22 protein-coding genes are annotated in these 24363 nt (G+C 60.9%); 19 read left to right on the top strand and 3 right to left on the bottom strand.

Annotated elements, in window-relative coordinates; translation table 11 throughout:
* The first annotated feature begins 43 nt into the window (after positions 1–43).
* The 8 genes from odhB (at position 44) to RTCIAT899_RS16650 (ending at position 9006) form a co-directional block, all read left to right on the top strand.
* Positions 44–1285 carry a 2-oxoglutarate dehydrogenase complex dihydrolipoyllysine-residue succinyltransferase gene (odhB, locus tag RTCIAT899_RS16685; RefSeq protein WP_015341406.1) on the top strand — a complete coding sequence of 414 codons (1242 nt, stop codon included), beginning with the start codon at positions 44–46 and terminating at the stop codon, positions 1283–1285.
* A 15-nt stretch (positions 1286–1300) separates the two neighbouring features.
* The gene (locus RTCIAT899_RS16680; protein WP_015341405.1) at positions 1301–2050 is read left to right on the top strand and encodes a DUF4241 domain-containing protein; all 750 of its coding nucleotides are present in this window, start codon (positions 1301–1303) and stop codon (positions 2048–2050) included.
* Positions 2047–2574 (top strand): hypothetical protein, encoded by a 528-nt coding sequence (locus tag RTCIAT899_RS16675; RefSeq protein WP_376766858.1) that lies wholly within the window; start codon positions 2047–2049, stop codon positions 2572–2574. Before RTCIAT899_RS16680 ends, RTCIAT899_RS16675 begins: the two co-directional genes overlap by 4 nt.
* Positions 2571–3326 carry an SDR family oxidoreductase gene (locus tag RTCIAT899_RS16670; protein ID WP_015341403.1) on the top strand — a complete coding sequence of 252 codons (756 nt, stop codon included), beginning with the start codon at positions 2571–2573 and terminating at the stop codon, positions 3324–3326. The genes RTCIAT899_RS16675 and RTCIAT899_RS16670 overlap by 4 nt, the downstream gene beginning before the upstream one ends.
* Positions 3327–3343: 17 nt before the next feature.
* Entirely contained in the window at positions 3344–3982 is a 639-nt protein-coding gene (locus RTCIAT899_RS16665; RefSeq protein WP_015341402.1) for a LysE family translocator, read from the top strand.
* Between the two features lie 28 nt (positions 3983–4010).
* Positions 4011–5417 (top strand): dihydrolipoyl dehydrogenase, encoded by a 1407-nt coding sequence (gene lpdA / locus RTCIAT899_RS16660; protein ID WP_015341401.1) that lies wholly within the window; start codon positions 4011–4013, stop codon positions 5415–5417.
* Between the two features lie 113 nt (positions 5418–5530).
* On the top strand, positions 5531–8392 hold the full coding sequence (locus RTCIAT899_RS16655) for a M16 family metallopeptidase (protein WP_015341400.1): 2862 nt from the start codon (positions 5531–5533) through the stop codon (positions 8390–8392).
* Between the two features lie 101 nt (positions 8393–8493).
* Entirely contained in the window at positions 8494–9006 is a 513-nt protein-coding gene (locus RTCIAT899_RS16650) for a DUF2867 domain-containing protein (protein ID WP_041677696.1), read from the top strand.
* Here RTCIAT899_RS16650 and RTCIAT899_RS16645 read toward each other — a convergent pair.
* Positions 8984–10075, bottom strand: coding sequence for a TraB/GumN family protein (locus RTCIAT899_RS16645; protein ID WP_015341398.1), 1092 nt, complete (start codon positions 10073–10075; stop codon positions 8984–8986). The two genes, RTCIAT899_RS16650 and RTCIAT899_RS16645, sit on opposite strands and share 23 nt — an antisense overlap.
* Positions 10076–10205: 130 nt before the next feature.
* On the bottom strand, positions 10206–11141 hold the full coding sequence (locus RTCIAT899_RS16640) for a tyrosine recombinase XerC (protein WP_041677695.1): 936 nt from the start codon (positions 11139–11141) through the stop codon (positions 10206–10208).
* A gap of 246 nt (positions 11142–11387) precedes the next feature.
* Here RTCIAT899_RS16640 and RTCIAT899_RS16635 point away from each other — a divergent pair, with 246 nt between their 5' ends.
* A complete protein-coding gene (locus tag RTCIAT899_RS16635; protein ID WP_015341396.1) occupies positions 11388–12332 on the top strand; it encodes a GNAT family N-acetyltransferase in 945 nt (314 codons plus the stop codon).
* Between the two features lie 26 nt (positions 12333–12358).
* Positions 12359–13495, top strand: coding sequence for an AAA family ATPase (locus RTCIAT899_RS16630; RefSeq protein ID WP_015341395.1), 1137 nt, complete (start codon positions 12359–12361; stop codon positions 13493–13495).
* 29 nt (positions 13496–13524) lie between these two features.
* Here the strand turns inward: RTCIAT899_RS16630 and RTCIAT899_RS16625 are convergent, their stop codons facing one another.
* Positions 13525–14079 carry a Rossmann-fold NAD(P)-binding domain-containing protein gene (locus tag RTCIAT899_RS16625; protein ID WP_015341394.1) on the bottom strand — a complete coding sequence of 185 codons (555 nt, stop codon included), beginning with the start codon at positions 14077–14079 and terminating at the stop codon, positions 13525–13527.
* A gap of 166 nt (positions 14080–14245) precedes the next feature.
* Here RTCIAT899_RS16625 and RTCIAT899_RS16620 point away from each other — a divergent pair, with 166 nt between their 5' ends.
* The 9 genes from RTCIAT899_RS16620 to RTCIAT899_RS16580 all read left to right on the top strand — a co-directional run bounded on the left by RTCIAT899_RS16620 (position 14246) and on the right by RTCIAT899_RS16580 (position 24173).
* Positions 14246–14671: a winged helix-turn-helix transcriptional regulator gene (locus RTCIAT899_RS16620; protein WP_041677694.1), complete on the top strand. Its 426-nt coding sequence runs from the start codon at positions 14246–14248 to the stop codon at positions 14669–14671.
* 119 nt (positions 14672–14790) lie between these two features.
* Positions 14791–16008 (top strand): S41 family peptidase, encoded by a 1218-nt coding sequence (locus RTCIAT899_RS16615; RefSeq protein ID WP_015341393.1) that lies wholly within the window; start codon positions 14791–14793, stop codon positions 16006–16008.
* Positions 16009–16236: 228 nt separating this feature from the next.
* Positions 16237–18468, top strand: a complete 2232-nt coding sequence (locus RTCIAT899_RS16610) for a primosomal protein N' (RefSeq protein WP_015341392.1) — start codon at positions 16237–16239, stop codon at positions 18466–18468.
* A gap of 109 nt (positions 18469–18577) precedes the next feature.
* A complete protein-coding gene (locus RTCIAT899_RS16605; protein ID WP_015341391.1) occupies positions 18578–18961 on the top strand; it encodes an AGROH133_08824 family phage infection protein in 384 nt (127 codons plus the stop codon).
* A gap of 262 nt (positions 18962–19223) precedes the next feature.
* Positions 19224–19790: a F0F1 ATP synthase subunit delta gene (locus RTCIAT899_RS16600; protein WP_081598388.1), complete on the top strand. Its 567-nt coding sequence runs from the start codon at positions 19224–19226 to the stop codon at positions 19788–19790.
* A complete protein-coding gene (atpA, locus tag RTCIAT899_RS16595; protein ID WP_015341389.1) occupies positions 19790–21319 on the top strand; it encodes a F0F1 ATP synthase subunit alpha in 1530 nt (509 codons plus the stop codon). Before RTCIAT899_RS16600 ends, atpA begins: the two co-directional genes overlap by 1 nt.
* Positions 21320–21348: 29 nt before the next feature.
* The gene (locus RTCIAT899_RS16590) at positions 21349–22233 is read left to right on the top strand and encodes a F0F1 ATP synthase subunit gamma (protein WP_015341388.1); all 885 of its coding nucleotides are present in this window, start codon (positions 21349–21351) and stop codon (positions 22231–22233) included.
* 24 nt (positions 22234–22257) lie between these two features.
* Complete coding sequence (gene atpD / locus RTCIAT899_RS16585) at positions 22258–23688, top strand: F0F1 ATP synthase subunit beta (RefSeq protein WP_015341387.1); 1431 nt, start codon at positions 22258–22260, stop codon at positions 23686–23688.
* Positions 23689–23765: 77 nt separating this feature from the next.
* On the top strand, positions 23766–24173 hold the full coding sequence (locus RTCIAT899_RS16580) for a F0F1 ATP synthase subunit epsilon (RefSeq protein WP_015341386.1): 408 nt from the start codon (positions 23766–23768) through the stop codon (positions 24171–24173).
* Positions 24174–24363: the final 190 nt, after the last annotated feature.

Here is a 24363-nt window from a genome sequence, read left to right as displayed (position 1 = left end):
AATTCCATCCAACTCATAAAGACGAAAAATCAGGATTTGAACAATGGCCACTGAAATCCGCGTTCCTACCCTCGGCGAATCCGTCAGCGAGGCGACCGTCGGTACCTGGTTCAAGAAGGTCGGCGATGCCATCAAGGCCGATGAGCCGCTTCTCGAACTCGAAACCGACAAGGTGACGATCGAAGTTCCGGCGCCCTCCGCCGGTACGCTTTCCGAAATCGTTGCCCAGGCCGGCGAAACCGTAGGTCTCGGCGCGCTGCTCGGCCAGATCTCCGCCGGCAACGGCGCTGCAGCCGCTCCGGCACAGGCTGCTGCACCCGCCGCCGCTGCTCCGGCTCCTGCCGCTGCTGCACCGGTTGCCGCTCCCGCCGCTTCCGCTCCGGCTTCCTCCATGCCGCCGGCACCGGCTGCCGGTAAGCTCCTTGCCGAAAACAATCTCTCTGCCGATCAGGTCGAAGGCAGCGGCAAGCGCGGCCAGGTCCTGAAGGGTGATGTCATTGCTGCCGTCGCCAAGGCTGCTTCGGCTCCCGCCGCTGCACCGGCAACACCCGTTGCCGCTCGCGCTCCGACCGCCGTCGAGGACGTCAGCCGCGAAGAGCGCGTCAAGATGACCCGCCTGCGCCAGACGATCGCCAAGCGCCTCAAGGATGCGCAGAACACCGCCGCCATGCTCACCACCTATAACGAGGTGGACATGAAGGCCGTCATGGACCTGCGCAACAAGTACAAGGACGTCTTCGAGAAGAAGCATGGCGTGAAGCTCGGCTTCATGGGCTTCTTCACCAAAGCCGTCACCCACGCGCTGAAGGAACTGCCTGCTGTCAACGCCGAGATCGACGGCACCGACATCATCTACAAGAACTACTGCCACGTCGGCATGGCTGTCGGCACCGACAAGGGTCTTGTCGTTCCCGTGATCCGCGATGCAGATCAGATGTCGATCGCCGAAGTCGAGAAGGAACTTGGCCGCCTGGCGAAGGCTGCTCGCGACGGCACACTGGCGATGGCCGACATGCAGGGCGGCACCTTCACCATCACCAATGGCGGCGTCTACGGTTCGCTGATGTCCTCGCCGATCCTGAATGCGCCGCAGTCGGGCATTCTCGGCATGCACAAGATCCAGGAACGCCCGGTTGCCATCGGCGGTCAGGTCGTCATCCGACCGATGATGTATCTGGCGCTTTCCTACGATCACCGTATCGTCGACGGCAAGGAAGCCGTGACCTTCCTCGTCCGCGTCAAGGAAAGCCTGGAAGATCCGGAACGTCTCGTTCTCGATCTCTAAGGGGAGCGTTGGATCATGTCGACATGGCCCATGCGGACGCTGCGCGGATTGTTGTGCGCCGTCGCCGCATGGGTGCCATCGGCCGCCAGCGCGGGCGAGCTCGACATTTCCAAACTCAGCAGCAATCTCGATCTGGCGTCGCTTGGCGACGCCGATCTCGCCGCCCGTTCGATCAAAGCCGTTCATATCGGCAAGGTCGAGCTGACCTCCGGGCGCATCGTTGCCAGCGACCCGCTCGTCGGGCCTGACCGCGCACCATTTACCCGTACCGTTTCTCCCGGCGATTATCCCGTCGCACTGTATCAAGCTTTTGGCCGCATCGCCGCGGCGAGCATGCGCTTTGCCGTGGGTAAGCCGGTTCGCTGGGAGCTGGCCGTAATATCGGGCCAGGATATCAATTCCCTGAAGAGCGATGAGTTTTTCGGTTATCCGGTCGATGCCGGTCTTGGCTGCTACATGGATGCCGAGACCTATGCGCTGATCCAGGAGCGTGAAAAGCAGGTTCAGGCGGAGAAGGCGACGTCGGATATCAATTATTACGACGACGTTCTGGCGTCCGAGCTGCAGCCAAATAATGACGATTACGCCATGCACCGACCGATCTCGGGCAAGCGCGGCAATATGGCCGTTTTCTCGAGCGGCTGGGGCGATGGCTTCTATCCGGTGTTCTGGGGACTTGATGCCGCCGGCAAGCCGCTGGTTCTGTTCACCGATTTCGGTGTCATGGAAAATGCGGATGGCCGGCGCGAGCCGGGAGGGCAATGACGATGCCGGCTCGGACCATGATGACGAAACTGGCTTCGATGCCCTTGGTAACCTTGGCTTGGGCGGTCGCTCCCGTCACCGCGCAGGCGGAGGAGTGCGTGCAGGAAAAGGCTGTCTATGTCGATATGGACAATGCCTATGAGCTGCGCTTCGAGCCCATGGAATCAGAATCATCCGTCAGCAACAGGTTCAAGCTCGCGGTACGCAATACCAATATTGTGGCCGAGGGCGTCGTCATGCGCAGCGATGATCAATTGCGCGCCGATGGGCGGATCATGTTCGAGTGCCCCGAAGGGGATGTGACGGGGGCGGATCTCAGAGCCTGCACCGTCTGGCAGGGCATGGTCTACGCCTCGGATCTGAAGGGCCATATCCGTGCATTGCCGGGGGAAGGCGAGAGTGCGGCGGACCGGCTTTTTCTCCCGGCGCTCGGTCCTTCGATCCAGAAGTCGTCCCTCTGGGGTAAGGGCAAGGCGACCGTCGCGCCCTGGGATGTCCTTAGTCTTAAAGGATGCAATCAATGAACGACGATGCACCTCTTCTTCTCGTGACCGGCGGCAGCCGCGGCATCGGTGCTGCAGTCTGCCTTGCCGCAGCCCAGCATGGTTGGGCCGTAGCGGTCAACTACGCGTCCAACAAGGATGCGGCCGAGGCCGTGGTCGGAACAATCGTCGACGCCGGCGGCGAGGCGATCGCGATCGCCGGCGATGTCGGCAAGCCCGAGGATATCAAATCCATCTTTGCCAAGGTCGATGCGCATTTCGGCCGCATCGACGGGCTCGTCAACAATGCCGGCATCGTCGATAGCGTGCATCGTATCGATGAAATGACATCGGAGCGGCTCGATCGTATGTTCCGGATCAATGTGACCGGTTCGATCCTTTGCGCCGGTCAGGCCGTGCTTCGCATGTCGACCCGGCATGGCGGCAAAGGCGGTGTGATCGTCAATGTATCATCCATGGCTGCTATCCTCGGCTCCGCCGGTCAATATGTCGACTATGCCGCATCCAAGGCCGCGATCGATACCTTCACGCTCGGTTTGGCGCGCGAAGTCGCGACCGAGGGCATCCGCGTGAATGCGGTGCGCCCAGGCATCATCGATACCGATATTCATGCGTCCGGAGGACTGCCCGACCGGGCGCGCGACATGAGCCCCCTTATTCCAATGCAGCGGCCCGGTACGGCGGACGAAGTAGCGGATGCCGTCCTCTATCTTCTGAGCCCGCACGCATCCTATATAACGGGCTCCATTCTCAATGTCAGCGGCGGTCGCTGATCGGAAAGGGTCGATAGATGCAATATATTCTCGAATTTCTCGGCCTGATGGCGGTGTTCTCGATCTTCATCGTCGTTCCCGGCGCCGATTTCGCCGTGATCCTGCGCCAGAGCATCGTGCATGGCCGCCGCGCCGCCATGATGACGGGCCTCGGCATGGGCTTCTCGCTGCTCTTCCACATCAGCTACACCATTCTCGGACTCGGCCTGATCGTCTCGCAGTCGTTGATGCTTTTCAGCCTGATCAAATGGGCTGGCGTTCTCTATCTCGTCTATCTCGGCATCAAGTCCTTCCGCCAGGCGGGCTTTCAGGTGAAAGACGTCGAGATCACGGAAGAAGACCGCAAGCCGGTTTCGGTCTGGCGCTGCCTGGCGACGGGCTTCATCACCAATGCGCTGAACCCGAAGCCGGTACTGTTCTTCCTGTCGCTGTTTTCGACGCTCGTTCATCACGATACGCCGGCGCTCATCCAGTTCAGCTACGGCATCGGTATGGCGGCGGCGCTTGTCGCCTGGTTTGCCGGCGTCTCCACCTTCTTCACCGTCAAGCCGGTGCGCGATCGCTTCATCGCGTCGGGCAGATGGTTCAACCGCATCACCGGAGCGGCGCTTGTCGGCTTCGGCATCCGCCTCGCCTTGGCGCGGGCGGCCGACTAAAACAGATACAAAACAAGGAAATTAAAACATGTCCTACGATGTGATCATTATCGGAACCGGCCCCGGCGGCTATGTCTGCGCAGTCAAGGCAGCGCAGCTCGGCCTGAAGGTCGCGGTCGTCGAAAAGCGCGCGACCTATGGCGGCACCTGCCTCAATGTCGGCTGCATCCCCTCCAAGGCGTTGCTGCACGCTTCCGAAGTGTTCCATCACGCCGGCCATGGCATGGATGCGCTTGGCGTCGAAGTCGCCGCGCCGAAGCTGAACCTGGGCAAGATGCTGGCGCACAAGGATGCGACCGTGAAGTCGAACGTCGACGGCGTCGCCTTCCTCTTCAAGAAGAACAAGATCGATGCCTTCCAGGGCACCGGCAAGATCGTTTCGGCCGGCAAGGTTTCGGTTACGGGCGATGATGGCAAGGTCACCGAGATCGAAGGCAAGAACATCGTCATTGCTACCGGTTCGGACGTTGCCGGCATCCCGGGCGTGCCGCTCGAGATCGACGAGAAGGTCATCATCTCTTCGACCGGCGGCATTGCACTCGACAAGGTGCCGGGCAAGATGATCGTCGTCGGCGGCGGCGTCATCGGCCTCGAGCTCGGCTCGGTCTGGTCGCGTCTGGGCGCCAAGGTTACCGTCGTCGAATATCTAGACACCATCCTCGGCGGCATGGACGGCGAAGTCTCCAAGCAGTTCCAGCGCATGCTCGCCAAGCAGGGTCTTGAGTTCCATCTCGGCGCCAAGGTTGTCGGCGTTGAAAAAACCGGCAATGGCGCGAAGGTTACCTTTGAGCCGGTCAAGGGCGGCGACAAGGTCGTGCTCGATGCTGATGTCGTTCTCGTTGCCACCGGCCGCAAGCCGTACACGGCAGGCCTCGGCCTCGAAGAAGCCGGCGTCAAGCTCGACAATCGCGGCCGCGTCGAGATCGATGGTCACTTCAAGACCAATGTCGCCGGCATCTATGCCATCGGCGACGTCGTGAAGGGTCCGATGCTCGCGCACAAGGCGGAAGACGAGGGCGTGGCGCTTGCCGAAATCCTCGCCGGCCAGGCCGGCCACGTAAACTACGACGTCATTCCGAGCGTCGTCTACACGCAGCCGGAAGTCGCCTCAGTCGGCAAGACCGAGGAAGAGCTGAAGGCCGCAGGCGTCGCCTACAAAGTCGGCAAGTTCCCGTTCTCGGCCAACGGCCGCGCCCGCGCCATGCTGGCGACGGACGGTTTCGTCAAGATCCTCGCCGACAAGGAAACGGATCGCGTTCTCGGCGGCCATATCGTCGGCTTCGGCGCCGGCGAGATGATCCATGAGATCGCCGTGCTGATGGAATTCGGCGGTTCGTCGGAAGATCTCGGCCGCACCTGCCATGCGCATCCCACGATGTCGGAAGCCGTCAAGGAAGCCGCACTCGCAACCTTCTTCAAGCCAATCCACATGTAAGATCGGGCCATCGCGGCGCGACAAGCGCCGGGATTGCAATGCTTGCCTGATGATGCGATGTACGGGGCTCCCGTGCATCGCATCGTCCAATCGTTCTCACCAACAAAGCAAGCATGTCACGTCAAAACCCAGCCGGCCGTCTAACCCTGAAACTTTTCGTTGCGACAACGCTCGCGCTCCTCGTTACCGTTGCGGCTCCTGCCCATGCGGAAATGCCTGTCGCCAGCTGGCCGCAGGCGGCAAGCGACCTGCCGGTGGAGCAGGGGATACGCTTCGGGACCTTGCCGAACGGAATGCGCTATGCCGTCATGCACAATGCGACCCCGGCCGGGCAGGTGGCGATCCGCTTCCGTATCGGTGCCGGCTCGTTGCAGGAGCGTGATGACCAGGAAGGTCTGGCGCATTTCCTCGAGCACATGGCCTTCAAGGGCTCGACCCATGTGCCGGAAGGCGAGATGGTGCGCACCCTTCAGCGTCTTGGCCTGGCTTTCGGCGCGGATACCAATGCGTCCACTAGCTACGGCGAAACTGTTTATGCGCTGGATCTGCCGGAAGCCAAACCGGAGACGGTTTCGACCGGCCTGATGCTGATGCGCGAGACGGCAAGCGAGCTGACGCTCGATGCCGGCGCCTTCGACCGCGAGCGCGGCGTCATCCTTTCGGAAGAGAAGCTGCGTGACACGCCGCAATATCGTGGTGGGACCGGTTTGCTTTCGCAGCTGCTACCAGGGCAGCGCGTGCCGCAGCGCCCGCCGATCGGCAGGACCGATATCATCAGCAACGCCCCGGTCGATCTGTTGCGGGACTTCTACCGCACCTTTTATCGCCCCGATCGCGCCAGCCTGATCGTCGTCGGCGATATCGATGCCGCCGCCATCGAAGCCGATATCCGTACGCGCTTCGGCAATTGGACCGCCGCCGCACCTGCACCCGCCGACCCTGACCTCGGCACTCTCAAAAGCCATGGCGAGCGCGTCGGCACGGTCATCGTGCCGGGTGGGGCGACCCGCGTGCAGCTTGCCTGGACGCGCGCCTACGACGCTTCGCCCGATTTGGTGGCCAAGCGCCGCGCGCAGCTGGTCGAGGATATCGGCCTTGCCGTTCTCAACCGGCGCCTGTCCGTTCTGGCGCAGCAGCCCAATCCACCCTTCGTCAGCGCGCAGGCCGGTGCGCAGGATCTGCTGAAATCAGCCCATGTCGCGATGGTGGGCGCCGATAGCGATCCTGCGAAGTGGCAGGCGGCCTTGGCGGCTATCGATCAGGAGCAGCGCCGCATCGCGCAGTTCGGTGCCGATCAAAGCGAGATCGAGCGGGAAATTGTCGAATATCGCTCCACCCTGCAGGCTGCTGCGAGCGGAGCTGCGACGCGCACCAGTCCGGATATTGCCGGCGCGCTCAGCTGGAGCGTCGGCGAGAATATGGTTTTCACCTCGCCCGCGGACGATCTGGCGCTGTTTGATGCCGCGATGAAGGGCCTGCATGCGGAAGAGGTTAACAAGGCTCTTCAGCATGTCTTTGCCGGCAATGGACCGCAGCTGGTGCTGCAGATCCCGCAAATGCCAGAGGGCGGCGATGCCGGTGTCGAGAAGGTTTATTCCGACTCGCGTGCCGTGGCGGTGAAGGCGCCGGAACAGACGGCTTCGGTCGCATGGCCCTACACCGATTTCGGCAAGCCCGGCGATGTCGTCGAACGCCGTACGGTCGATGATCTCGGCGTGACCATGGTGCGTTTCGCCAATGGCGTTCGCCTGACCGTCAAGCCGACGAAGTATCGTGCGGATGAGGTTTTAGTGCACGCCGAGGTCGGCCATGGCCGGCTGGGACTGCCGAATGACCGCCCACTGCCCCTCTGGGCGGCGCCGGCGATGCCGCTATCGGGCCTGAAAGCCATCAGCTATGACGATATCCAGAAGGCTTTTGCCGCGAAGGTTGTCAGCATCGATTTCGCCATTCAGGATGCCGCCTTCAAATTCGAGGGTACGACGCAGCCGCGCGACCTGCAGACCCAATTGCAGCTGCTGACCGCCTATGCCTCCGATCCGGCCTATCGTCCGGATGTCTTCAAGCGGGTCCAGCAGGCCTATCTGAACATGCTTCCCCAGCTTCAGGCGACGCCGGGCAGCGTGGTCGGGCGCGATCTTTCCGGGCTCCTGCATTCCGGCGATCCGCGCTGGGCATTCCCGGACCGGACGCAATTGCTCGATGCGAAGCCGGACGATTTCGAGGGCCTTCTGCGGCCCGCTCTTTCGAAGGGTTCGGTCGAGGTCATCATCGCCGGCGACGTCGGGGTCGATGAGGCCATTCGCTTGACGGCGCAGACTTTCGGCGCCTTGCCGGTTCGCGGCGACGGAGAGAAACAGGGCGACGGTTCCGGCGTGCATTTTCCGGCACCGACGGCCGATCCGGTCGTTCGGCTCCATGACGGGCGCGCCGACAGCGCCGGTGCTGCCGTCGCCATGCCGATCGGCGATTTCCTTTCGGATCTGCCGCGGGCGGCGGCTGCCAATGTTGCCGGGGCGATTCTTCAGAACCGCGTGGTCGACCAGTTCCGCATCGCCGAGGGCGCCACCTACAGCCCTCAGGGCGAAGTCGATCTATCGAGATCGATCCCTGGCTATGGCTTCGCCTATCTCTACGTCGAAACCACGCCCGCCAAGGTGGATCACTTCTTTGAGCTGGTAAACAGGATTGCCGCCGATCTCGGTCATGGAGATGTTTCGCCCGACGAGCTGACACGGGCCAAGGTTCCGATCATCGAAGCGGTCAAGCGTTCGCAGCAGACCAACGGCTATTGGGTCCAGAATCTTCGCGATGCCCAGGCCGATCCCCGGCGCCTGGACCGTATCCGCAGGAGCATCAGCGGTTACGAGGCCGTGACCGCCGAGGATGTTCGCGCCATTGCCGCGACCTATCTGAAGCCAAACACATCCTGGCGGCTGAAGATCTTGCCGGCCAACGGATCGGCGGTCCGCTAGTCAGTCACCTGCCGGCCAAATTGCCGCAGTCGATGTTTGCCGATCGGATGGGATCGCAATGTATGGTAGCTTGCGGACGTCGAATAAAGGCGGATGAAACCATGTCTGCAAGGCCTTTGATGGTGAAGCCCCTCATGCCGCATCCGGCGCTGCCGGATGCCGATTGGGCTGACTGCTACGAACTGAATATCCCGAACTCGGATCTGACGGCGATTGCCGCCGCCCGAACGATGCTCAGCCGCTTTCCATTTTGGGTGCGGCTGCTGATACGGGTGCGCGATGCGATAACCGGCTTGTTCGGCTTGAGATCCAGCAGCGCTCTTCGAGCTGAGGAGCTGGAGAAGATCGGCTTCTTTCCGGTCGTCAGCAAGTCCGACGATCAGGTCGTGCTGGGGTTCGACGATCGGCATCTCGATTTTCGGGTCGTTATCGACGTTCGGAATGACGATCAGGGGCGTCGGCTGGTCGATGCGACGACGCTTGTCCGGCGGAACATATTGCTTGGCCGGATCTATCTCGCCATCATCACGCCATTCCACCGGCTGATCGTCGTAACGATGCTTGCCGATCTTGGCAAGCGGATGCAAACGGTCAGTTTACCGCCGTCACCGTAAAGCCCTGCTTGCGCAGCAGCGCCACGAGACCCTTGTCGCCGACGAGGTGAAGCGCACCGACGGCGATGAAAGCATTGCCCTTGTCGAGAACGGGGGCGGCGCGCTCGGCCATGACCTTGTTGCGATCGAGGATGATGCGCTGTTCGAAGGCGGCGGTGTCGTCGTCGGTGATCTTCTGGTCCGGCTCGATCACCTTCAGCATCGGGATCATCGCGCCGATGTTGCCTACGAGATAGAGGCCGGTCATGGTTTCGTTGACGTCGTTGATCTTGTCGCCCAGTTCGAGCGTCTGCATCAGCGACTTCAGATGCAGCGCCACCGGCAGATCGCTCATGGCTTTGGCCTGCTCGGCAAGCGTTTCGAGACCGACGACCTTCTTACCCTCGGCGGCGGCGTCGCTCGCCAACTTCTGGTCGAGGAATTTCGCGCCGGCCGTCTTGCGGCGAACCTCGCAGCCCGTCATCTCGAAGGAGCTCGAGATCAGCCAGGGCTGCATGCGGGAGACGGCGGCAAGCGCAATGCCGCGTTCCTTGAGGCCTGCTTCTAGCCGCGCATTTTCTTCGGGTGTGAGATGCTGGCTGATGGTCGAGCCGTCGGTGAGCATGGTGAGTGAGGGATTGGCGAAGAGGGCAGCGGCGGCTTTCTTGTCATCGAGGATCTCATCCGATTCGACAACGATCGTATCGGCTGATGCAACGGCATCTGCAGCGCCCTTCGGCAAGGTGAGCACGCGTGTGTCCGAGACATGCATGGTACCGAGCAGCCATGACGGCTTCAAGCCGGGCTTTTCGATCTTCCAGAAGATACCCTTGCCGTTCTCCACCTTGTCGCCAGCGGCGATGATCGAGGCATATTTGGCCGGATCGGCCTTTTGAAGTTCGGCCATCAGATCCTTGCCGCCGCAGCTATCGGAGACTGCGCCTTCGGCATGGGCCGGCTGCAGCGTCAGCATCGTCGCGACCAGCAGCGCCGCAAGCATCAGCGGAAAGGCGGTGGCAAGCCAAAGCAGGATATCGCCGAGCGTCGGCTTCATCGACCGCATCGTCTTGGACCCGAGGGCAGAAATCATCAGAATCTTCCGTTCGCAGAGAGCATGACCGCTAACGCCGGAAAGCGGCTTTCGGGAGGCATGCTGACACATGATTCTGCTTTACGCGAACGAGACGGAAATTCCCTTAACGCGAGAGGTTAATCTTTCCTTATGCGCGCGGGTGGGCGCGGTCGTAGACTTCGAGCAGGCGCGAGGAATCGACACCGGTATAGACCTGCGTCGTCGAAAGGCTGGCGTGGCCGAGCAGTTCCTGGATGGTGCGCAGGTCACCGCCGCCAGCCAGCAGATGGGTGGCGAAGGAATGGCGAAGCGCGTGCGGCGTTGCCGTATCCGGCAGCCCGAAGGCGCTGCGCAGTTTTTGCATGCCGTGCTGGATGATGCCCGGCTGCAGCTTGCCGCCGCGCGCGCCGCGAAAGAGGCCGTCATCGGCTTCGAGATGATAGGGGCAGAGCTTGCGATATTGATCGACCGCTTGCGTGACGATCGGCAGCAGCGGCACTAGCCGTGTCTTGTTGCCCTTACCGGTGATGCGCAGCGAGGTTGCTCCTTGCGGAAAATCCTGCGGCTTCAGATCCAGCGCCTCGGAAATGCGCAGGCCGCAGCCATAGAGCAGGGTCAGCACGGCGGCATCGCGCGCGGCGATCCATGGTTCTTCGTGCAGCTGCGCCTCGTCGCTGACGACGGTAATCGCCTGCTTGTCGGAAAGCGGCTTCGGAAGCGATTTCGGCTGTTTCGGCGAGCGCACCGCAGCGGCACCCGCGGCATTCACCAGGCCCCTCTTTTCGAGATAGCGCAAGAGCGAGCGAAGCCCGGCAAGATTGCGCCCGAGCGAACGCGCGCCCGCGCCGTCCTTGCGGCGGGCGGCAAGGAATGCGCGAAAGTCGGCGGGTCGGAGCGCATGAATATCCTCGATCGTCGCCGGACCGCCGAGATGGCCGGTGAGGAAGGTCAGGAACTGCCGCGTATCGCGCTCATAGGCATTCAGCGTATGGGCGGCGAGCCGCCGCTCCTGGCCAAGTGCTTCGAGCCAGCGGTTGCGTTCCGCCATCAACCTGGAGTCGGCGATAACAAGCAATTCGTTCAGTGGAAAACCCCTTGAAATTCAGATCGCATCTGCCACTTTGAAGGAAGGAAGGTTATGGAATCGCTAATTTTCCCGCTGCTTCCGGTGCGTTTTCCCTTCGTGCCGCGGGGCGCATCTGGACTTCAATGAAACAGCATATGGCTCGTTCCGGATCTCGGATGGTTCGCCTTCCATATGCGAGGCGCTTGTCATGCTTCGATCATATTCGATTGCGATAGAATATATCCCAACCATTCAGGATACTTCATGGCACGCCGCGGTTCGATAACTGCACTCGGGCAGATTGCAGAAGCAATCGCTTTGGTGTCCCAGGGACAGCCAGGACATATCGTCGATACGTTGATCGCAGAGCGCGGGCAGAAGATCGTCCGAAACCCGCTCTGGCCGCTCATGCGCCCGTTTCTCTACACGCTGCTGCGCTACAACAAGGCGATCGAGTTCGCCGATGATGTCGCCAAGCTTTCGGGCTTCCAGTGTTTCGAATATATGAGCGATCTGCTGCGGCTCGATATCGGCGTCACCCATGCCGATCGTATTCCGGCTAAGGGCGGCTTCATTCTCGTCAGCAATCACCCCACAGGCATTGCCGACGGTGTCGCCGTCTTCGATCTTCTGAAGTCGCGCCGGCCGGATATGATGATCTTCGCCAATCGCGATGCGGTGCGCGTCAACCCGCGTTTTGCCGAGATGATCATCCCGGTCGAATGGCGCGAAGAATATAAGAGCAAACCGAAGACGCGCGAAACGCTACAGCTGACCAACCGCGCCGTGGCGGAGGGCAAGGTGACCGTGCTCTTCCCGTCCGGCCGCATCGCCTATTGGGCGAACGGCAAGCTCAACGAGCGGCCGTGGAAGACATCCGCCGTGGGTCTCGCGCGCAAATACACTCTGCCGATCCTGCCGGTGCATCTGACGGCGCGCAATTCCGGCCTGTTCTACTGGTTCGCCAAATGGTCGACCGAGCTGCGCGACATGACGGTCTTCCACGAGCTGCTCAACAAGCGCGGCGACCGGTTCGATTTCCTCGTCGGCAATCTCATTCCGGTCGAGCATCTGGACGGCGACGTCAACGAAGTGACGAAGGCTCTGGAGAGGCACACCGTCTTCGACCTTGCGGCGGATGGCAACGCAACCTTCTCGCCGCTTGTTTCCCCCAGGCAGGATGAGCCCATGGTTTCGCATTCTCTTTAATATCGGAATCGGTTAAACCGCGTGGCATGCAGCTACGCTCGATGTTTGCACGCAATTATCGCTCCCTGCGCTCGATCCGCATGGATCTTTCCGATGTCAATCTGTTCATCGGCGAGAACGGCGTCGGCAAGTCTAATCTCTATCGCTCCCTGCAACTCGTGCAGGCTGCGGTTCGCGGCAGGCTGGCACATGAGATTTCCAGTGAGGGCGGCATGTTCTCCGCCATGTGGTCGGGCAAGCGGCGTTCGCATGAGTCCGCCCGCATCCGTTTCGATGTCGAGTTGCTCGACATGGAGCGGGCGGCAACCTTCCGCTACTGGATCGAAGCGGGCATGCGGCCGCCTTGTGCCTCCGCCGGATTTCCACTGGAGCCGCAAGTCAAGGCCGAGGAGCTTTCGGTTGAAACCGGGCGGAGGCCGGTGACGATGATGAAGCGCGATGGTCCCGGCATTTCCGTGCGCGGCGAGAGCGGCCGTATGCTTGCGCATCCCGACAACGCCCTGATTTCCGAAACGGCGGTAGCACTCCTGGGCGATGCCGGTCATTTTCCGGAGATCGGCACTTTCCGGCGCGCCGTCGATGCCTGGCGTTTCTACCACGGCTTCCGCACTGATCGCGGCTCGCCGCTGCGTGCGCCTTGCCTTGCGGTGACGTCTCCCATGCTGGACGAGGATGGCGCCAATATCGCCGCCGTTTTCGCAACCCTTGTCCATACGCGCGAAGATACGGTCGAGCTGGACCGGGTTCTTGCTGCAGCGCTCGGCGGCGCACGGCTCGTGGTGCCGGAACCACAGGAAACGGCGGATTTCGGCTTGATGCTGCCCGAATTTCCCAATCGCGTCTTCCAGCCACGCGAGCTTTCCGATGGTCAGATCCGGTTCCTCGGTCTCGCTGCCGCCTTGATGTCCTACCGCCTACCGCCGCTGATCGCGCTCAACGAGCCGGAGGCAAGCCTGCATCCCGACATGCTGCCGCCGCTTGCCGACATGATTGCTGAGGCCGCAAAGACGAGCCAGATCTGGATCGTCACCCATTCGGAACGCCTGGCGGAGGCCGTGCGGGAACGCTGTGGCGCGAAGCCGCGCCGGGTGATCCGTGAGGACGGATCTACGTGGATCGACGGTATGCGGCTGACCGGTGAGATCGATGATGAGGATGAATAGGGGCATCCGATTTCGTTGCCCTTCGAAACCTATGCGTCCGCAGGCGTTGTCAGTGAAACTTCCGTATCAAGGCTGCCCAGAGCATTGACGACGTTATTTTCGAGATCGACAACCTCGAAGATCGGTTCGAACAGGAAGCTCGTAAACATTCCTGTAGAGATCACCACCCAGTCGATCTTGTCTTGCCCGCGCAGAAGGTCACGCACGTCGATCTGGGCATCGAACGGGTCTTGAGGGCTGCCCCGACCGATGACGTCGAAGTCAACGCCAAATTGCCACGGGAAATATCGCTTGAGGTTGGCATCCAGTGCAGCTTTCGCAAATTTCATGGGCATGTTTCGGCCAGCGGAGAAGCCTGCACAGCCGACCACGGTATCAAAACGTGCGAAGATCGCTGCGAACTTACTTATCGTTGCGGCAAGGATGTCGCCGGCGAGGATCTCGATCTCCAGTTCGCGTATTTCGGAGACATCACGCTGTTTTACCGGGTCGGTCGATTCAACGGTCGCCGTCCGCAAGGGGATGTTGACGGTTGTACCCGAATGATCCTTGGCCCTACGCGCCAAATTGCGTAGTACAGGCATACCAAGCTCTCCGGCACCAATGACCAGGATCGACTGTCCTTCTGTCGTTTGCGTGGAGTGGCATTTTGCAAATCCTTTCTAATCTCACCGTTCGTGTGAACGAGTAGATGGCATCGCTCGGAAAGGATCGTAATAGGGTACACAGGTGATACCATAGGGCAGAAAGATGACAAGAGACGAAATCCTGAGCTATTCTCAAGCTGTCTGCGATGGCCTCCGCGAAGATGAGGACGGGGTAAGACGCGAAGTTCTGACCCATGCAGGGAACAGATGGTCGCTGGGCGTCATACACACCTTGGGCGTCTATGGCAGACTGCGCCATGCGGATATCGGACGAAGAATGCATGGTGTTACCCAGAGGATGCTGACACGCACTCTACGACAACTTGAGAGAGATGGGCTGGTCACGCGCCATGACCTGGTGGAGATGCCGCCACGCGTGGAATACGAGCTTACCGAGCTGGGAATGGGGCTCCTGATCCGAATGATCCCACTCTGGACATGGGTCGTTGAAAACTCGGATCAGTTTCGAAAATCGCGTGAGGACTATGATTCCCGACCGCATGAGAAACCATCATGGCAAACTTTTTAACGGGCTCGTAGGCTGCCACCGGGAGCTTGCGTCATGATCCATGATTATCTGCGGTTAGGACACACCAAATCAGCTTTAGGTAGCAGTCGCTCCCCATAATTCGCGCCGAGACAGCCCATATGACCCACTTTCAGGATCCCGATATTACGGATCGCGCTTATATCGGCGCAACGGCCTATCATGCGATCAAGCGCTACTTTGCGCATACAGAGGGATTACCTGCCGGGTATGATTTCGAGGCGCGTTACCGTGCTTATCTTGGCGAAGCGTTGGAAGCACCAAATCGGAAAGCTTTTTCCCTGGCGACAATGCGCTTCTTCGCAAGTCTGCGAAATGGTCATACCTCCTTTTGGGATGAGGAATTGGGGCATCAGGCCGGATCAATACCGTTCAGGATAAGGCGGATCAACGGTCGGTGGACGGTCGTGCGATCCAGAATAGCTGAACTTCACCCGGGTGACGTGGTGACCGAGGTTGACGGTAAGCCCGTGAATGCGTGGTTGGAGGCGGTGCGCGAACACATCGGTCAATCCAGCCTGGCGGCGCTGGATTGGATGACATGGCTCCGCCCTTTTCTGTTGCCTCGGCATTTTACGATCGGCACGGATGACGGTAGACAAGTACCAATCGATTTGACCGTTCCGCCAATTGAACCGGAGCGCGGTCCTCCCCTCGCAGCGGAAGTCGAAATCATCCACCGCCCAGACGGGTTGGTAGTGATCCGCATTCCAGGCTTTGACGATCCGAAATATGAAGATGCTGCAATTTCGGCAGTTCAAGGCGTGGAAAATGCCCGTGCCATTCTTCTCGATCTTCGCGACAACAACGGAGGCAGTTCGCCGGGAGGTTTGTTGTCCGCCATCATGACCAACCCCTATCGCGGCACGTTGGTTTCTACCCCTATGACGATTGCCAAATCCGATGCTTCCAACTCGTTCAACGGCAGCACTCCAGCATTACCCACAACCATGATGCGGAGTGGTCCTGACATAACGCTACCGTTCCCGGACGCCTGGCAGGGAAAGATGGCGCTGCTCATCAATGGTGGCAGCGCTTCGGCTTGCGAGGATTTCGCCCTGCGCTTTAAGGATGGCGATCGGGGCCTCGTGTTGGGCGAGCCGAGTTTTGGGTCGACGGGACAACCCTATTTCGTGAGATTTCCGGGATTTGGCATGTCGTTCAGGGTATCCACCAAGCGCGAATATTTTCCCGATGGTCGCCAGTTCGAAGGTGTCGGCGTAAGGCCCGACAAGTCGATTCCGCTGACACGCGACGAATTGAGGAGCGGTATCGATACTCAACTCGAAGTTGCCGCCAAGGCAATCCTAGCCGATTAAGGCGACCATCAGTAGATCGGGCAATTAAAAGCAGGTCCTCGGCTCAGGGCCGATTTGGATACCAAAATGGAGGAGCCAATAGATCCCATTGGGTAACCATGGGCGGTGATGGCATTGCTAGCTAAGGCTGCGTACTCAGGCCACCTCCCGGCTATCCGCAACTTTGCAAGCGATCGTACACCGCTCCCGGGTTTCCTTTTGCCTCCGTCCGGGGCATGGTCTGGCGCAATGAGCAAAGATTCTTCCGATCTGTTCGGTGCGCTTTTCGAGGCGGCGCCCGCTAAGTCTGTGATGAGCCGTACGGTTCCCGTTCTCGTGCCGATGCCGGCGCCGAGAGCCTATTCCTATGCAGTGCCGGAGGGCATGGCGGTGGAGCCGGGCTCGGTCGTGCAGGTGCCGCTCGGGCCACGCCAGGTCATCGGCGTCGTCTGGGATGGCGATGATGATGGCGGGGTCGATCCGAAGAAGCTTCGGCCGATCAGCCATGTGTTCGATTGCCCGCCGCTCGGCAAGCATATGCGCGATTTCATCGATTGGGTTGCCGCCTATACGCTCTCGCCGCCGGGGCTGGTGGCGCGGATGGCGCTTCGAGCGCCGGCTGCTTTCGATCCCGAGCCGATGGTGGAGGGCCTCCGTTTCATCGGCGGCCAGCCGGAGCGGATGACGCCGGCCCGCGCCAAGGTGATGGAGATTGCTGCCGATGGGTTTTCCTGGACGAGGCTTGGCCTCGCGCATGCCGCGGGTGTCTCCACCAGCGTCGTCGACGGATTGATCTCGCAGGGCATTTTCGAAACCATCTTCCTGCCGCCGCCGCCTGTCGTCGCTAAGCCTGATCCGGAATTCACCGCGTCGCGGCTGCAGGGGCCGCAAAAGGATGCGGCCGACGAAATCCTGGCCGACATACGCAAGGGCGAGTTTGCGGTTTCCCTGATCGACGGCGTCACCGGTTCCGGCAAGACGGAGGTCTATTTCGAGGCCATCGCCGAAACGCTTCGGCGCGGCAAGCAGGTGTTGATCCTGCTGCCGGAGATCGCACTGACGGCAAGTTTTCTCGAACGCTTTCAGGATCGCTTCGGCGCCAAGCCGGCCGAATGGCATTCCGATCTCGCGCCGAAGATGCGGGAAAAGGTCTGGCGTCAGGCTGTGACCGGCGAGGTTCGGGTCGTGGCCGGGGCGCGTTCGGCGCTCTTCCTGCCCTTCGAGGATCTCGGGCTGATCGTGGTCGATGAAGAGCATGATCCCGCCTACAAGCAGGAGGATCGTGTCTATTATAATGCGCGCGATATGGCCGTCGTGCGCGGCCGCATCGGTGATTTTCCCGTCGTGCTGGTGTCGGCCACGCCTTCTGTCGAAAGCCAGGTCAATGGCCAGAGCGGGCGCTACACGACAATCCACTTGCCGACGCGCTTCGGCGATGCGGCGCTTCCGGATTTGCATCTGATCGATATGCGTCGGCATGCGCCCGAGCGCGGCGGCTTTCTTTCACCCGTCATGATCCGCGCGATCGGCAAGACGGTTGCCAAGGGCGAACAGGCGCTCTTGTTCCTCAACAGGCGCGGCTATGCGCCGCTGACACTCTGCCGGGTCTGCGGCCACCGGTTTCAATGCCCTCAATGTTCGAGCTGGCTGGTCGAGCACCGTTTCCGCAACCAGATCCAATGCCATCAATGCGGCTATGCCGAGCGCACGCCGGAGGCCTGCCCCGAATGCGGCACGCTCGACCACCTCGTCGCCTGCGGGCCGGGCGTCGAGCGCATCGCCGAGGAGGTGGAGCGGCATTTCCCCGAGGCGCGGACGATCGTGCTCTCCTCCGACATCATGGGCGGCGTCAAGCGACTGAGGCTGGAGCTCGATGCGATTGCCAAGGGCGAGGCTGACATCGTCATCGGTACGCAGCTTGTCGCCAAGGGGCACAATTTTCCGCTGATGACGCTGGTCGGCATTGTCGACGCGGATCTTGGCCTGGCGAATGGCGATCCGCGCGCTGCCGAACGGACGTTCCAGCTCCTGTCGCAGGTGACGGGACGCGCCGGCCGAACCGGCTTGAAGAGCCACGGACTGCTGCAGACCTACCAGCCGCAGCATCCCGTCATGCAGGCGATCGTATCCGGCGACGCCAGTGCCTTTTACGAGCGCGAGATCTCGGAGCGGGAGAGGGCCATCTTGCCGCCTTTCGGCCGCCTGGCTTCGATCATCGTCTCGGCCGACAGCAGGCAGGATGCCGAGACGCATGCGCGCGGCATGCGCAATGCGGCGCCGCAGGTCACGGGCATTTCAGTGCTCGGCCCGGCCGAAGCACCGATCGCGCTCGTGCGCGGCCGCCATCGCTTCCGCCTGCTCGTGCACGGCAGGCGGAATTCCGACATGCAGGGATTCCTGCGGGCCATGCTGGCGCAATCACCTAGGGAACGCGGCTCCGTGCAGGTGCAGCTCGATATCGATCCGCAAAGCTTTCTGTGATTGGCGCGGCAGATATCCTGGCTGCACCTTTCCCTTGTAATGCGGATCATGCCATAAGTCGGCCGTCTCACTTGACGTGATTTGCGCGCGGCTGATTTTGAGGGCGACGATGGAGCTTTATTTTCCGACCGAATTCGGCGAACGGCTTGCCTACTGTTCGGCTGCCATTACGGCGCTGATCGGCCTCTTCCTGATGTTCGCGCCGGGTTACACCTATCGCTTCCTCAAGCTGCAGGTGAAGGAAGGCCGTTCGGAAGCCTATGCCGAGGCTCGCTCGGCCGGCGGCTTCATGGTGGGTTTCGGTTTGGTGGCAATCCTGCTGGCGCAGCCGATGATCTATCTCGCGCTCGGTGCCGCCTTCGGCGTCGCGGCGTTCGGCCGCATCCTCTCGCTCATGTCCGATCGGGGCGGCGTATTTTTGAGCCTTCTTCTTCTGGTTGTGCAGGCGATTCTTGCTGCGCTACCTTTTCTCTATGGTCTTGGCTATATTTGACCCGAAAACGGCTCCGGCGCGGCCATTTTTGCCTGCGCTATCCCCATGCTTTTCGAATTTTGCCATCATAAATTCGCCCGAATGGCGTATTCATCGAATACGCGTGTTGCGAGTCTCAATATCCTATGTTAGACGAACCCCGAATTTCGGATGAGGCAGGAGAGCACTCCTGCTGATTTCTGGGGGAAATCAAAACGAATTCAAGGACATATCGCTTCCGTCACCCGGAAGTTTGGTTCTTGGGTTGAAATCAGGGAATTTTGTGCCCGTGGCAGACACATCCCAGCATGTTTCTGGTGTCGCAGAACGATATGCCTCGTCGCTGTTCGAATTGGCTCTTGAAGAGGGTGCCGTACCGGCAGTGACCGCCGATCTCGATCGGTTCCAAGCCATGCTCGACGAAAGCGATGATCTGAAGCGCTTCGTTCTCAGCCCGGTTTTTTCGGCTGAAGAGCAGGTCGGTGCGATCGAAGCGCTGGCGAAAAAGGCCGGCTTCGGCGCCTATGTCACCAATTTTCTGAAGCTTGTGGCCAGCAACCGGCGCCTTTTTGCGCTGCCGGGCATGATCAAGGCTTTCCGCATCATTGCCGCGCAGCATCGCGGCGAGATTTCCGCCGAGGTCACCTCGGCCCATGCGCTGACCCAGGCGCAGGAAGATGAATTGAAGGCGGCGCTGAAGGGCGTCACCGGCAAGGACGTGACGATTGTCGTTACCGTCGATCCGTCGATCCTTGGCGGCCTGATCGTCAAGGTCGGTTCGCGTCAGATCGATACGTCCCTTCGCACCAAACTCTCCACCCTTAAGCTTGCATTGAAAGAGGTCGGCTGATGGATATCCGCGCCGCGGAAATTTCCGCAATTCTGAAAGATCAGATCAAAAACTTCGGCAAGGAAGCTGAAGTCTCCGAAGTCGGCCAGGTTCTCTCCGTCGGTGACGGTATCGCCCGCGTCTACGGTCTGGACAATGTTCAGGCCGGCGAAATGGTCGAATTCCCCGGCGGCATTCGCGGCATGGCGCTGAACCTTGAAGCCGACAATGTCGGCGTGGTTATTTTCGGTTCCGACCGTGACATCAAGGAAGGCGACACCGTCAAGCGCACCGGCGCGATCGTTGACGTTCCGGTCGGTCCGGAACTGCTTGGCCGCGTTGTCGACGCACTCGGCAACCCGATCGACGGCAAGGGCCCGATCAACGCGACCCGCCGTTCGCGCGTCGACGTCAAGGCTCCGGGCATCATTCCGCGCAAGTCGGTTCATGAGCCGATGTCGACCGGCCTCAAGGCCATCGACGCTCTGATCCCGGTTGGCCGCGGCCAGCGCGAGCTCGTCATCGGTGACCGCCAGACCGGCAAGACCGCCATCATCCTCGACACGATCCTGAACCAGAAGTCCATTCAGGATAACGGTCCGGACAGCGAAAAGCTCTTCTGCGTCTACGTCGCCGTCGGCCAGAAGCGCTCGACCGTCGCGCAGTTCGTCAAGGTGCTCGAAGAGCGCGGCGCGCTGAAGTATTCGATCATCGTTGCTGCGACGGCTTCCGATCCGGCTCCGATGCAGTTCCTGGCACCGTTCGCCGGCTGCGCCATGGGCGAATATTTCCGCGACAACGCTCAGCACGCCCTGATCGGCTACGACGACCTCTCCAAGCAGGCCGTTGCCTATCGTCAGATGTCGCTGCTGCTGCGCCGCCCGCCGGGCCGCGAAGCTTATCCGGGCGACGTTTTCTACCTGCACTCGCGCCTCCTCGAGCGCGCTGCAAAGATGAACGATGAGAAGGGCGCTGGTTCGCTCACCGCTCTCCCGGTCATCGAAACGCAGGGCAACGACGTTTCGGCCTTCATTCCAACCAACGTGATCTCGATCACCGACGGCCAGATCTTCCTTGAAACCGACCTGTTCTACCAGGGTATCCGCCCGGCCGTTAACGTCGGTCTGTCGGTTTCGCGCGTCGGCTCGTCGGCTCAGATCAAGGCGATGAAGCAGGTTGCGGGCTCGATCAAGGGCGAACTCGCCCAGTATCGTGAAATGGCCGCCTTCGCCCAGTTCGGTTCCGACCTCGATGCCGCAACCCAGCGCCTGCTGAACCGCGGTGCTCGCCTGACCGAACTCCTGAAGCAGCCGCAGTTCTCGCCGCTGAAGACGGAAGAGCAGGTTGCTGTGATCTTTGCCGGCGTCAACGGCTACCTCGATAAGCTGCCTGTCAACCAGGTCGGCAAGTTCGAGCACGGCTTCCTGTCGTACCTCCGTTCGGAAGGTAAGGACATCCTCGACACCATCCGCACCGAAAAGGCCATCAGCGACGCGACGAAGGGCAAGCTCACCGCTGCTCTCGACAGCTTCGCCAAGTCTTTCGCGTAATCGGGCCCAAGCTCTAGGACGGACCAAGGATGCCTTCACTCAAGGATCTGAAAAACCGGATCGCCTCCGTCAAGGCGACGCAGAAGATCACCAAGGCGATGAAAATGGTCGCCGCGGCGAAGCTTCGGCGTGCGCAGGAGGCGGCCGAGGCCGCCCGGCCTTATTCGCAGCGCATGGCCGCTGTTCTGGCCAACATCTCGGCTGCCGTCAGCGATGCCGACGGCGCGCCGCTGCTGATGACCGGAACGGGCAAGAGCGATGTGCATCTGCTCGTCGTCTGCACGGCCGAACGCGGCCTTTGCGGTGGCTTCAATTCGCAGATCTCGCGCTTCGCCCGTGACCATGCCCGCAAGCTTCTGGCCGAAGGCAAGACGGTGAAGATCTTCACCGTCGGCAAGAAGGGCTATGACGTCCTTCGCCGCGAATATGCTTCGCTGATCGTCGAGCGCAAGGAACTGCGCGACGTCAAGCGCATCGGCTTCGACAATGCCGACGCCATCGGCAAGCGCATCATCGAGATGTTCGAAGCTGGCGAATTCGATGTCTGCACGCTGTTCTATTCCGAATTCAAGTCGGTGATCAGCCAGATCCCGACGGCACAGCAGCTCATTCCGGCTTCGGCTCCGGCCGTCGTCGAAGAAGATGCAGCCCATAAGGGCGCCGTCTATGAATACGAGCCGGATGCGGCTTCGATCCTCGCGGACCTGATCCCGCGCAACATCTCTGTCCAGATCTTCCGCGCGTTGCTCGAAAACGTCGCCGGCGAGATGGGCGCCAAGATGAGCGCGATGGACAATGCGACGCGCAACGCTGGTGAGATGATCAACAAGCTGACGCTGAACTACAACCGTCAGCGCCAGGCACAGATCACCAAGGAATTGATTGAAATCATTTCGGGCGCGGAAGCGCTCTGAGGTTAGGGAAAAGAGGGTAAGAATATGGCTGACGCAGCTACCCCCGCAGGTTCTGTCGGTAAGGTTACTCAGGTTATCGGCGCCGTTGTGGACGTTGCTTTCGACGGCGAGCTCCCGGCGATCCTGAACGCGCTTGAAACCGACAATAACGGCAATCGTCTGGTTCTCGAAGTCGCACAGCACCTCGGCGAAAATTCCGTCCGTACCATCGCCATGGACTCGACCGAAGGTCTCGTTCGCGGCCAGCCGGTCAAGGACACGGGCGCGCCGATCTCGGTTCCGGTCGGACATGAGACGCTCGGCCGTATCATGAACGTCATCGGCGAGCCGGTCGACGAAGCAGGTCCGCTGAACACGTCGAAGAAGCGCGCCATCCACCAGGAAGCTCCGTCCTACGTCGAGCAGTCCACGGAAGCGCAGATCCTCGTCACCGGCATCAAGGTCGTCGACCTTCTCGCTCCTTACGCAAAGGGCGGCAAGATCGGCCTGTTCGGCGGCGCCGGCGTCGGCAAGACCGTTCTCATCATGGAACTGATCAACAACGTCGCCAAGGCGCACGGTGGTTACTCGGTCTTCGCAGGCGTGGGTGAACGCACCCGCGAAGGCAACGACCTCTACCACGAAATGATCGAATCGGGCGTCAACAAGCATGGCGGCGGCGAAGGCTCCAAGGCGGCACTCGTTTACGGCCAGATGAACGAACCGCCGGGCGCCCGCGCTCGCGTCGCTCTGACCGGTCTGACCGTTGCTGAAAACTTCCGTGATGAAGGCCAGGACGTTCTGTTCTTCGTCGACAACATCTTCCGCTTCACGCAGGCAGGTTCGGAAGTGTCGGCTCTGCTCGGCCGTATTCCTTCGGCCGTGGGCTATCAGCCGACGCTCGCCACCGACATGGGCCAGATGCAGGAACGCATCACGACGACGACGACGGGCTCGATCACCTCGGTTCAGGCCATTTACGTTCCGGCCGACGACTTGACCGACCCGGCACCGGCAACCTCGTTCGCCCACCTGGACGCAACGACGGTTCTGTCGCGCTCGATCGCTGAAAAGGGTATCTACCCGGCCGTCGACCCGCTCGACTCCACTTCCCGCATGCTCGACCCGCTGGTCGTCGGCGAAGAGCACTACGAAATTGCTCGTAAGGTTCAGTCGACGCTGCAGCGCTACAAGGCCCTGCAGGACATCATCGCCATCCTGGGCATGGACGAACTGTCCGAAGACGACAAGCTGGCTGTTGCCCGCGCCCGCAAGATCGAGCGCTTCCTGTCGCAGCCGTTCTTCGTCGCCGAAGTCTTCACCGGTTCGCCGGGCAAGCTCGTCGCTCTCGAAGACACGATCAAGGGCTTCAAGGGCCTCGTCAACGGCGAATACGACCACCTGCCGGAAGCTGCCTTCTACATGGTTGGCTCGATCGAAGAAGCGATCGAAAAGGCCAAGAAGCTGGCTGCCTAATCAGGCCAATCCATCGGCGCGCGGCATTGCCCGCGCGCCCTTGCCTTGCGAATAAGACAATCGAGAAGTGACGGGTCATGGCTGACAATTTCAATTTCGAACTGGTTTCTCCGGAGCGCCTGCTGCTGTCGGAACAGGTCATCGATGTCGTCATCCCCGCCAGCGAAGGCGAGATGACCGTCATGGCGAACCATGCGCCGACCATGACCACCATCAAGCCTGGCGTCGTCAAGGTGCATTCGGCTTCCGGCAAGAAGCAGGACTATGTCGTTTTCGGCGGCTTCGCCGACATCCTGCCGACTGGCTGCACGCTGCTCGCCGAATCTGCCGTTCCGGTCGAGGACATGAGCCGCGACGAGCTGGACCGCCGCATCAATGCCGCCAAGGCCGAGCTCGAAGATGCCGAGCATCACGAGCATAAGTCGCGCCTGGAGCACTTCATCATGGAACTCTCGCATCTGCGCGGCTCGATCACGCAGGATTGATGCGATCCAAACATGGATGAGTGAAATGAAGGCGGTCCTCTGGGCCGCTTTTTTTGTTGATGTCATGCCTTGGCTGACCCCGCCAGTGTTTGATACGTCATGACCGAGCTGGGGCAGTCGCATACAAGGCAAGTCGGCGGGGCATGTCCCTTCTCCCCGCTGGGGAGAAGGGGTCACGATCTCATAGGCG

Origin of the sequence: Rhizobium tropici CIAT 899, assembly GCF_000330885.1 — a bacterium.
Classification (GTDB): Bacteria; Pseudomonadota; Alphaproteobacteria; order Rhizobiales; family Rhizobiaceae; genus Rhizobium; species Rhizobium tropici.
The sequence above is the reverse complement of the archived record's forward strand: the minus strand, read 5'-3'. Positions and strand labels throughout refer to the sequence as shown.

Excerpts from the sequence above, each read along its gene's own strand:
- odhB (WP_015341406.1), top strand. The coding sequence starts at position 44 with ATGGCCACTGAAATCCGCGTTCCTACCCTCGGCGAATCCGTCAGCGAG.
- RTCIAT899_RS16680 (WP_015341405.1), top strand. The coding sequence starts at position 1,301 with ATGTCGACATGGCCCATGCGGACGCTGCGCGGATTGTTGTGCGCCGTC.
- RTCIAT899_RS16675 (WP_376766858.1), top strand. The coding sequence starts at position 2,047 with ATGACGATGCCGGCTCGGACCATGATGACGAAACTGGCTTCGATGCCC.
- RTCIAT899_RS16670 (WP_015341403.1), top strand. The coding sequence starts at position 2,571 with ATGAACGACGATGCACCTCTTCTTCTCGTGACCGGCGGCAGCCGCGGC.
- RTCIAT899_RS16665 (WP_015341402.1), top strand. The coding sequence starts at position 3,344 with ATGCAATATATTCTCGAATTTCTCGGCCTGATGGCGGTGTTCTCGATC.
- lpdA (WP_015341401.1), top strand. The coding sequence starts at position 4,011 with ATGTCCTACGATGTGATCATTATCGGAACCGGCCCCGGCGGCTATGTC.
- RTCIAT899_RS16655 (WP_015341400.1), top strand. The coding sequence starts at position 5,531 with ATGTCACGTCAAAACCCAGCCGGCCGTCTAACCCTGAAACTTTTCGTT.
- RTCIAT899_RS16650 (WP_041677696.1), top strand. The coding sequence starts at position 8,494 with ATGTCTGCAAGGCCTTTGATGGTGAAGCCCCTCATGCCGCATCCGGCG.
- RTCIAT899_RS16645 (WP_015341398.1), bottom strand. The coding sequence starts at position 10,075 with ATGATTTCTGCCCTCGGGTCCAAGACGATGCGGTCGATGAAGCCGACG.
- RTCIAT899_RS16635 (WP_015341396.1), top strand. The coding sequence starts at position 11,388 with ATGGCACGCCGCGGTTCGATAACTGCACTCGGGCAGATTGCAGAAGCA.
- RTCIAT899_RS16630 (WP_015341395.1), top strand. The coding sequence starts at position 12,359 with ATGCAGCTACGCTCGATGTTTGCACGCAATTATCGCTCCCTGCGCTCG.
- RTCIAT899_RS16625 (WP_015341394.1), bottom strand. The coding sequence starts at position 14,079 with ATGCCTGTACTACGCAATTTGGCGCGTAGGGCCAAGGATCATTCGGGT.
- RTCIAT899_RS16620 (WP_041677694.1), top strand. The coding sequence starts at position 14,246 with ATGACAAGAGACGAAATCCTGAGCTATTCTCAAGCTGTCTGCGATGGC.
- RTCIAT899_RS16615 (WP_015341393.1), top strand. The coding sequence starts at position 14,791 with ATGACCCACTTTCAGGATCCCGATATTACGGATCGCGCTTATATCGGC.
- RTCIAT899_RS16610 (WP_015341392.1), top strand. The coding sequence starts at position 16,237 with ATGAGCAAAGATTCTTCCGATCTGTTCGGTGCGCTTTTCGAGGCGGCG.
- RTCIAT899_RS16605 (WP_015341391.1), top strand. The coding sequence starts at position 18,578 with ATGGAGCTTTATTTTCCGACCGAATTCGGCGAACGGCTTGCCTACTGT.
- atpA (WP_015341389.1), top strand. The coding sequence starts at position 19,790 with ATGGATATCCGCGCCGCGGAAATTTCCGCAATTCTGAAAGATCAGATC.
- RTCIAT899_RS16590 (WP_015341388.1), top strand. The coding sequence starts at position 21,349 with ATGCCTTCACTCAAGGATCTGAAAAACCGGATCGCCTCCGTCAAGGCG.
- atpD (WP_015341387.1), top strand. The coding sequence starts at position 22,258 with ATGGCTGACGCAGCTACCCCCGCAGGTTCTGTCGGTAAGGTTACTCAG.
- RTCIAT899_RS16580 (WP_015341386.1), top strand. The coding sequence starts at position 23,766 with ATGGCTGACAATTTCAATTTCGAACTGGTTTCTCCGGAGCGCCTGCTG.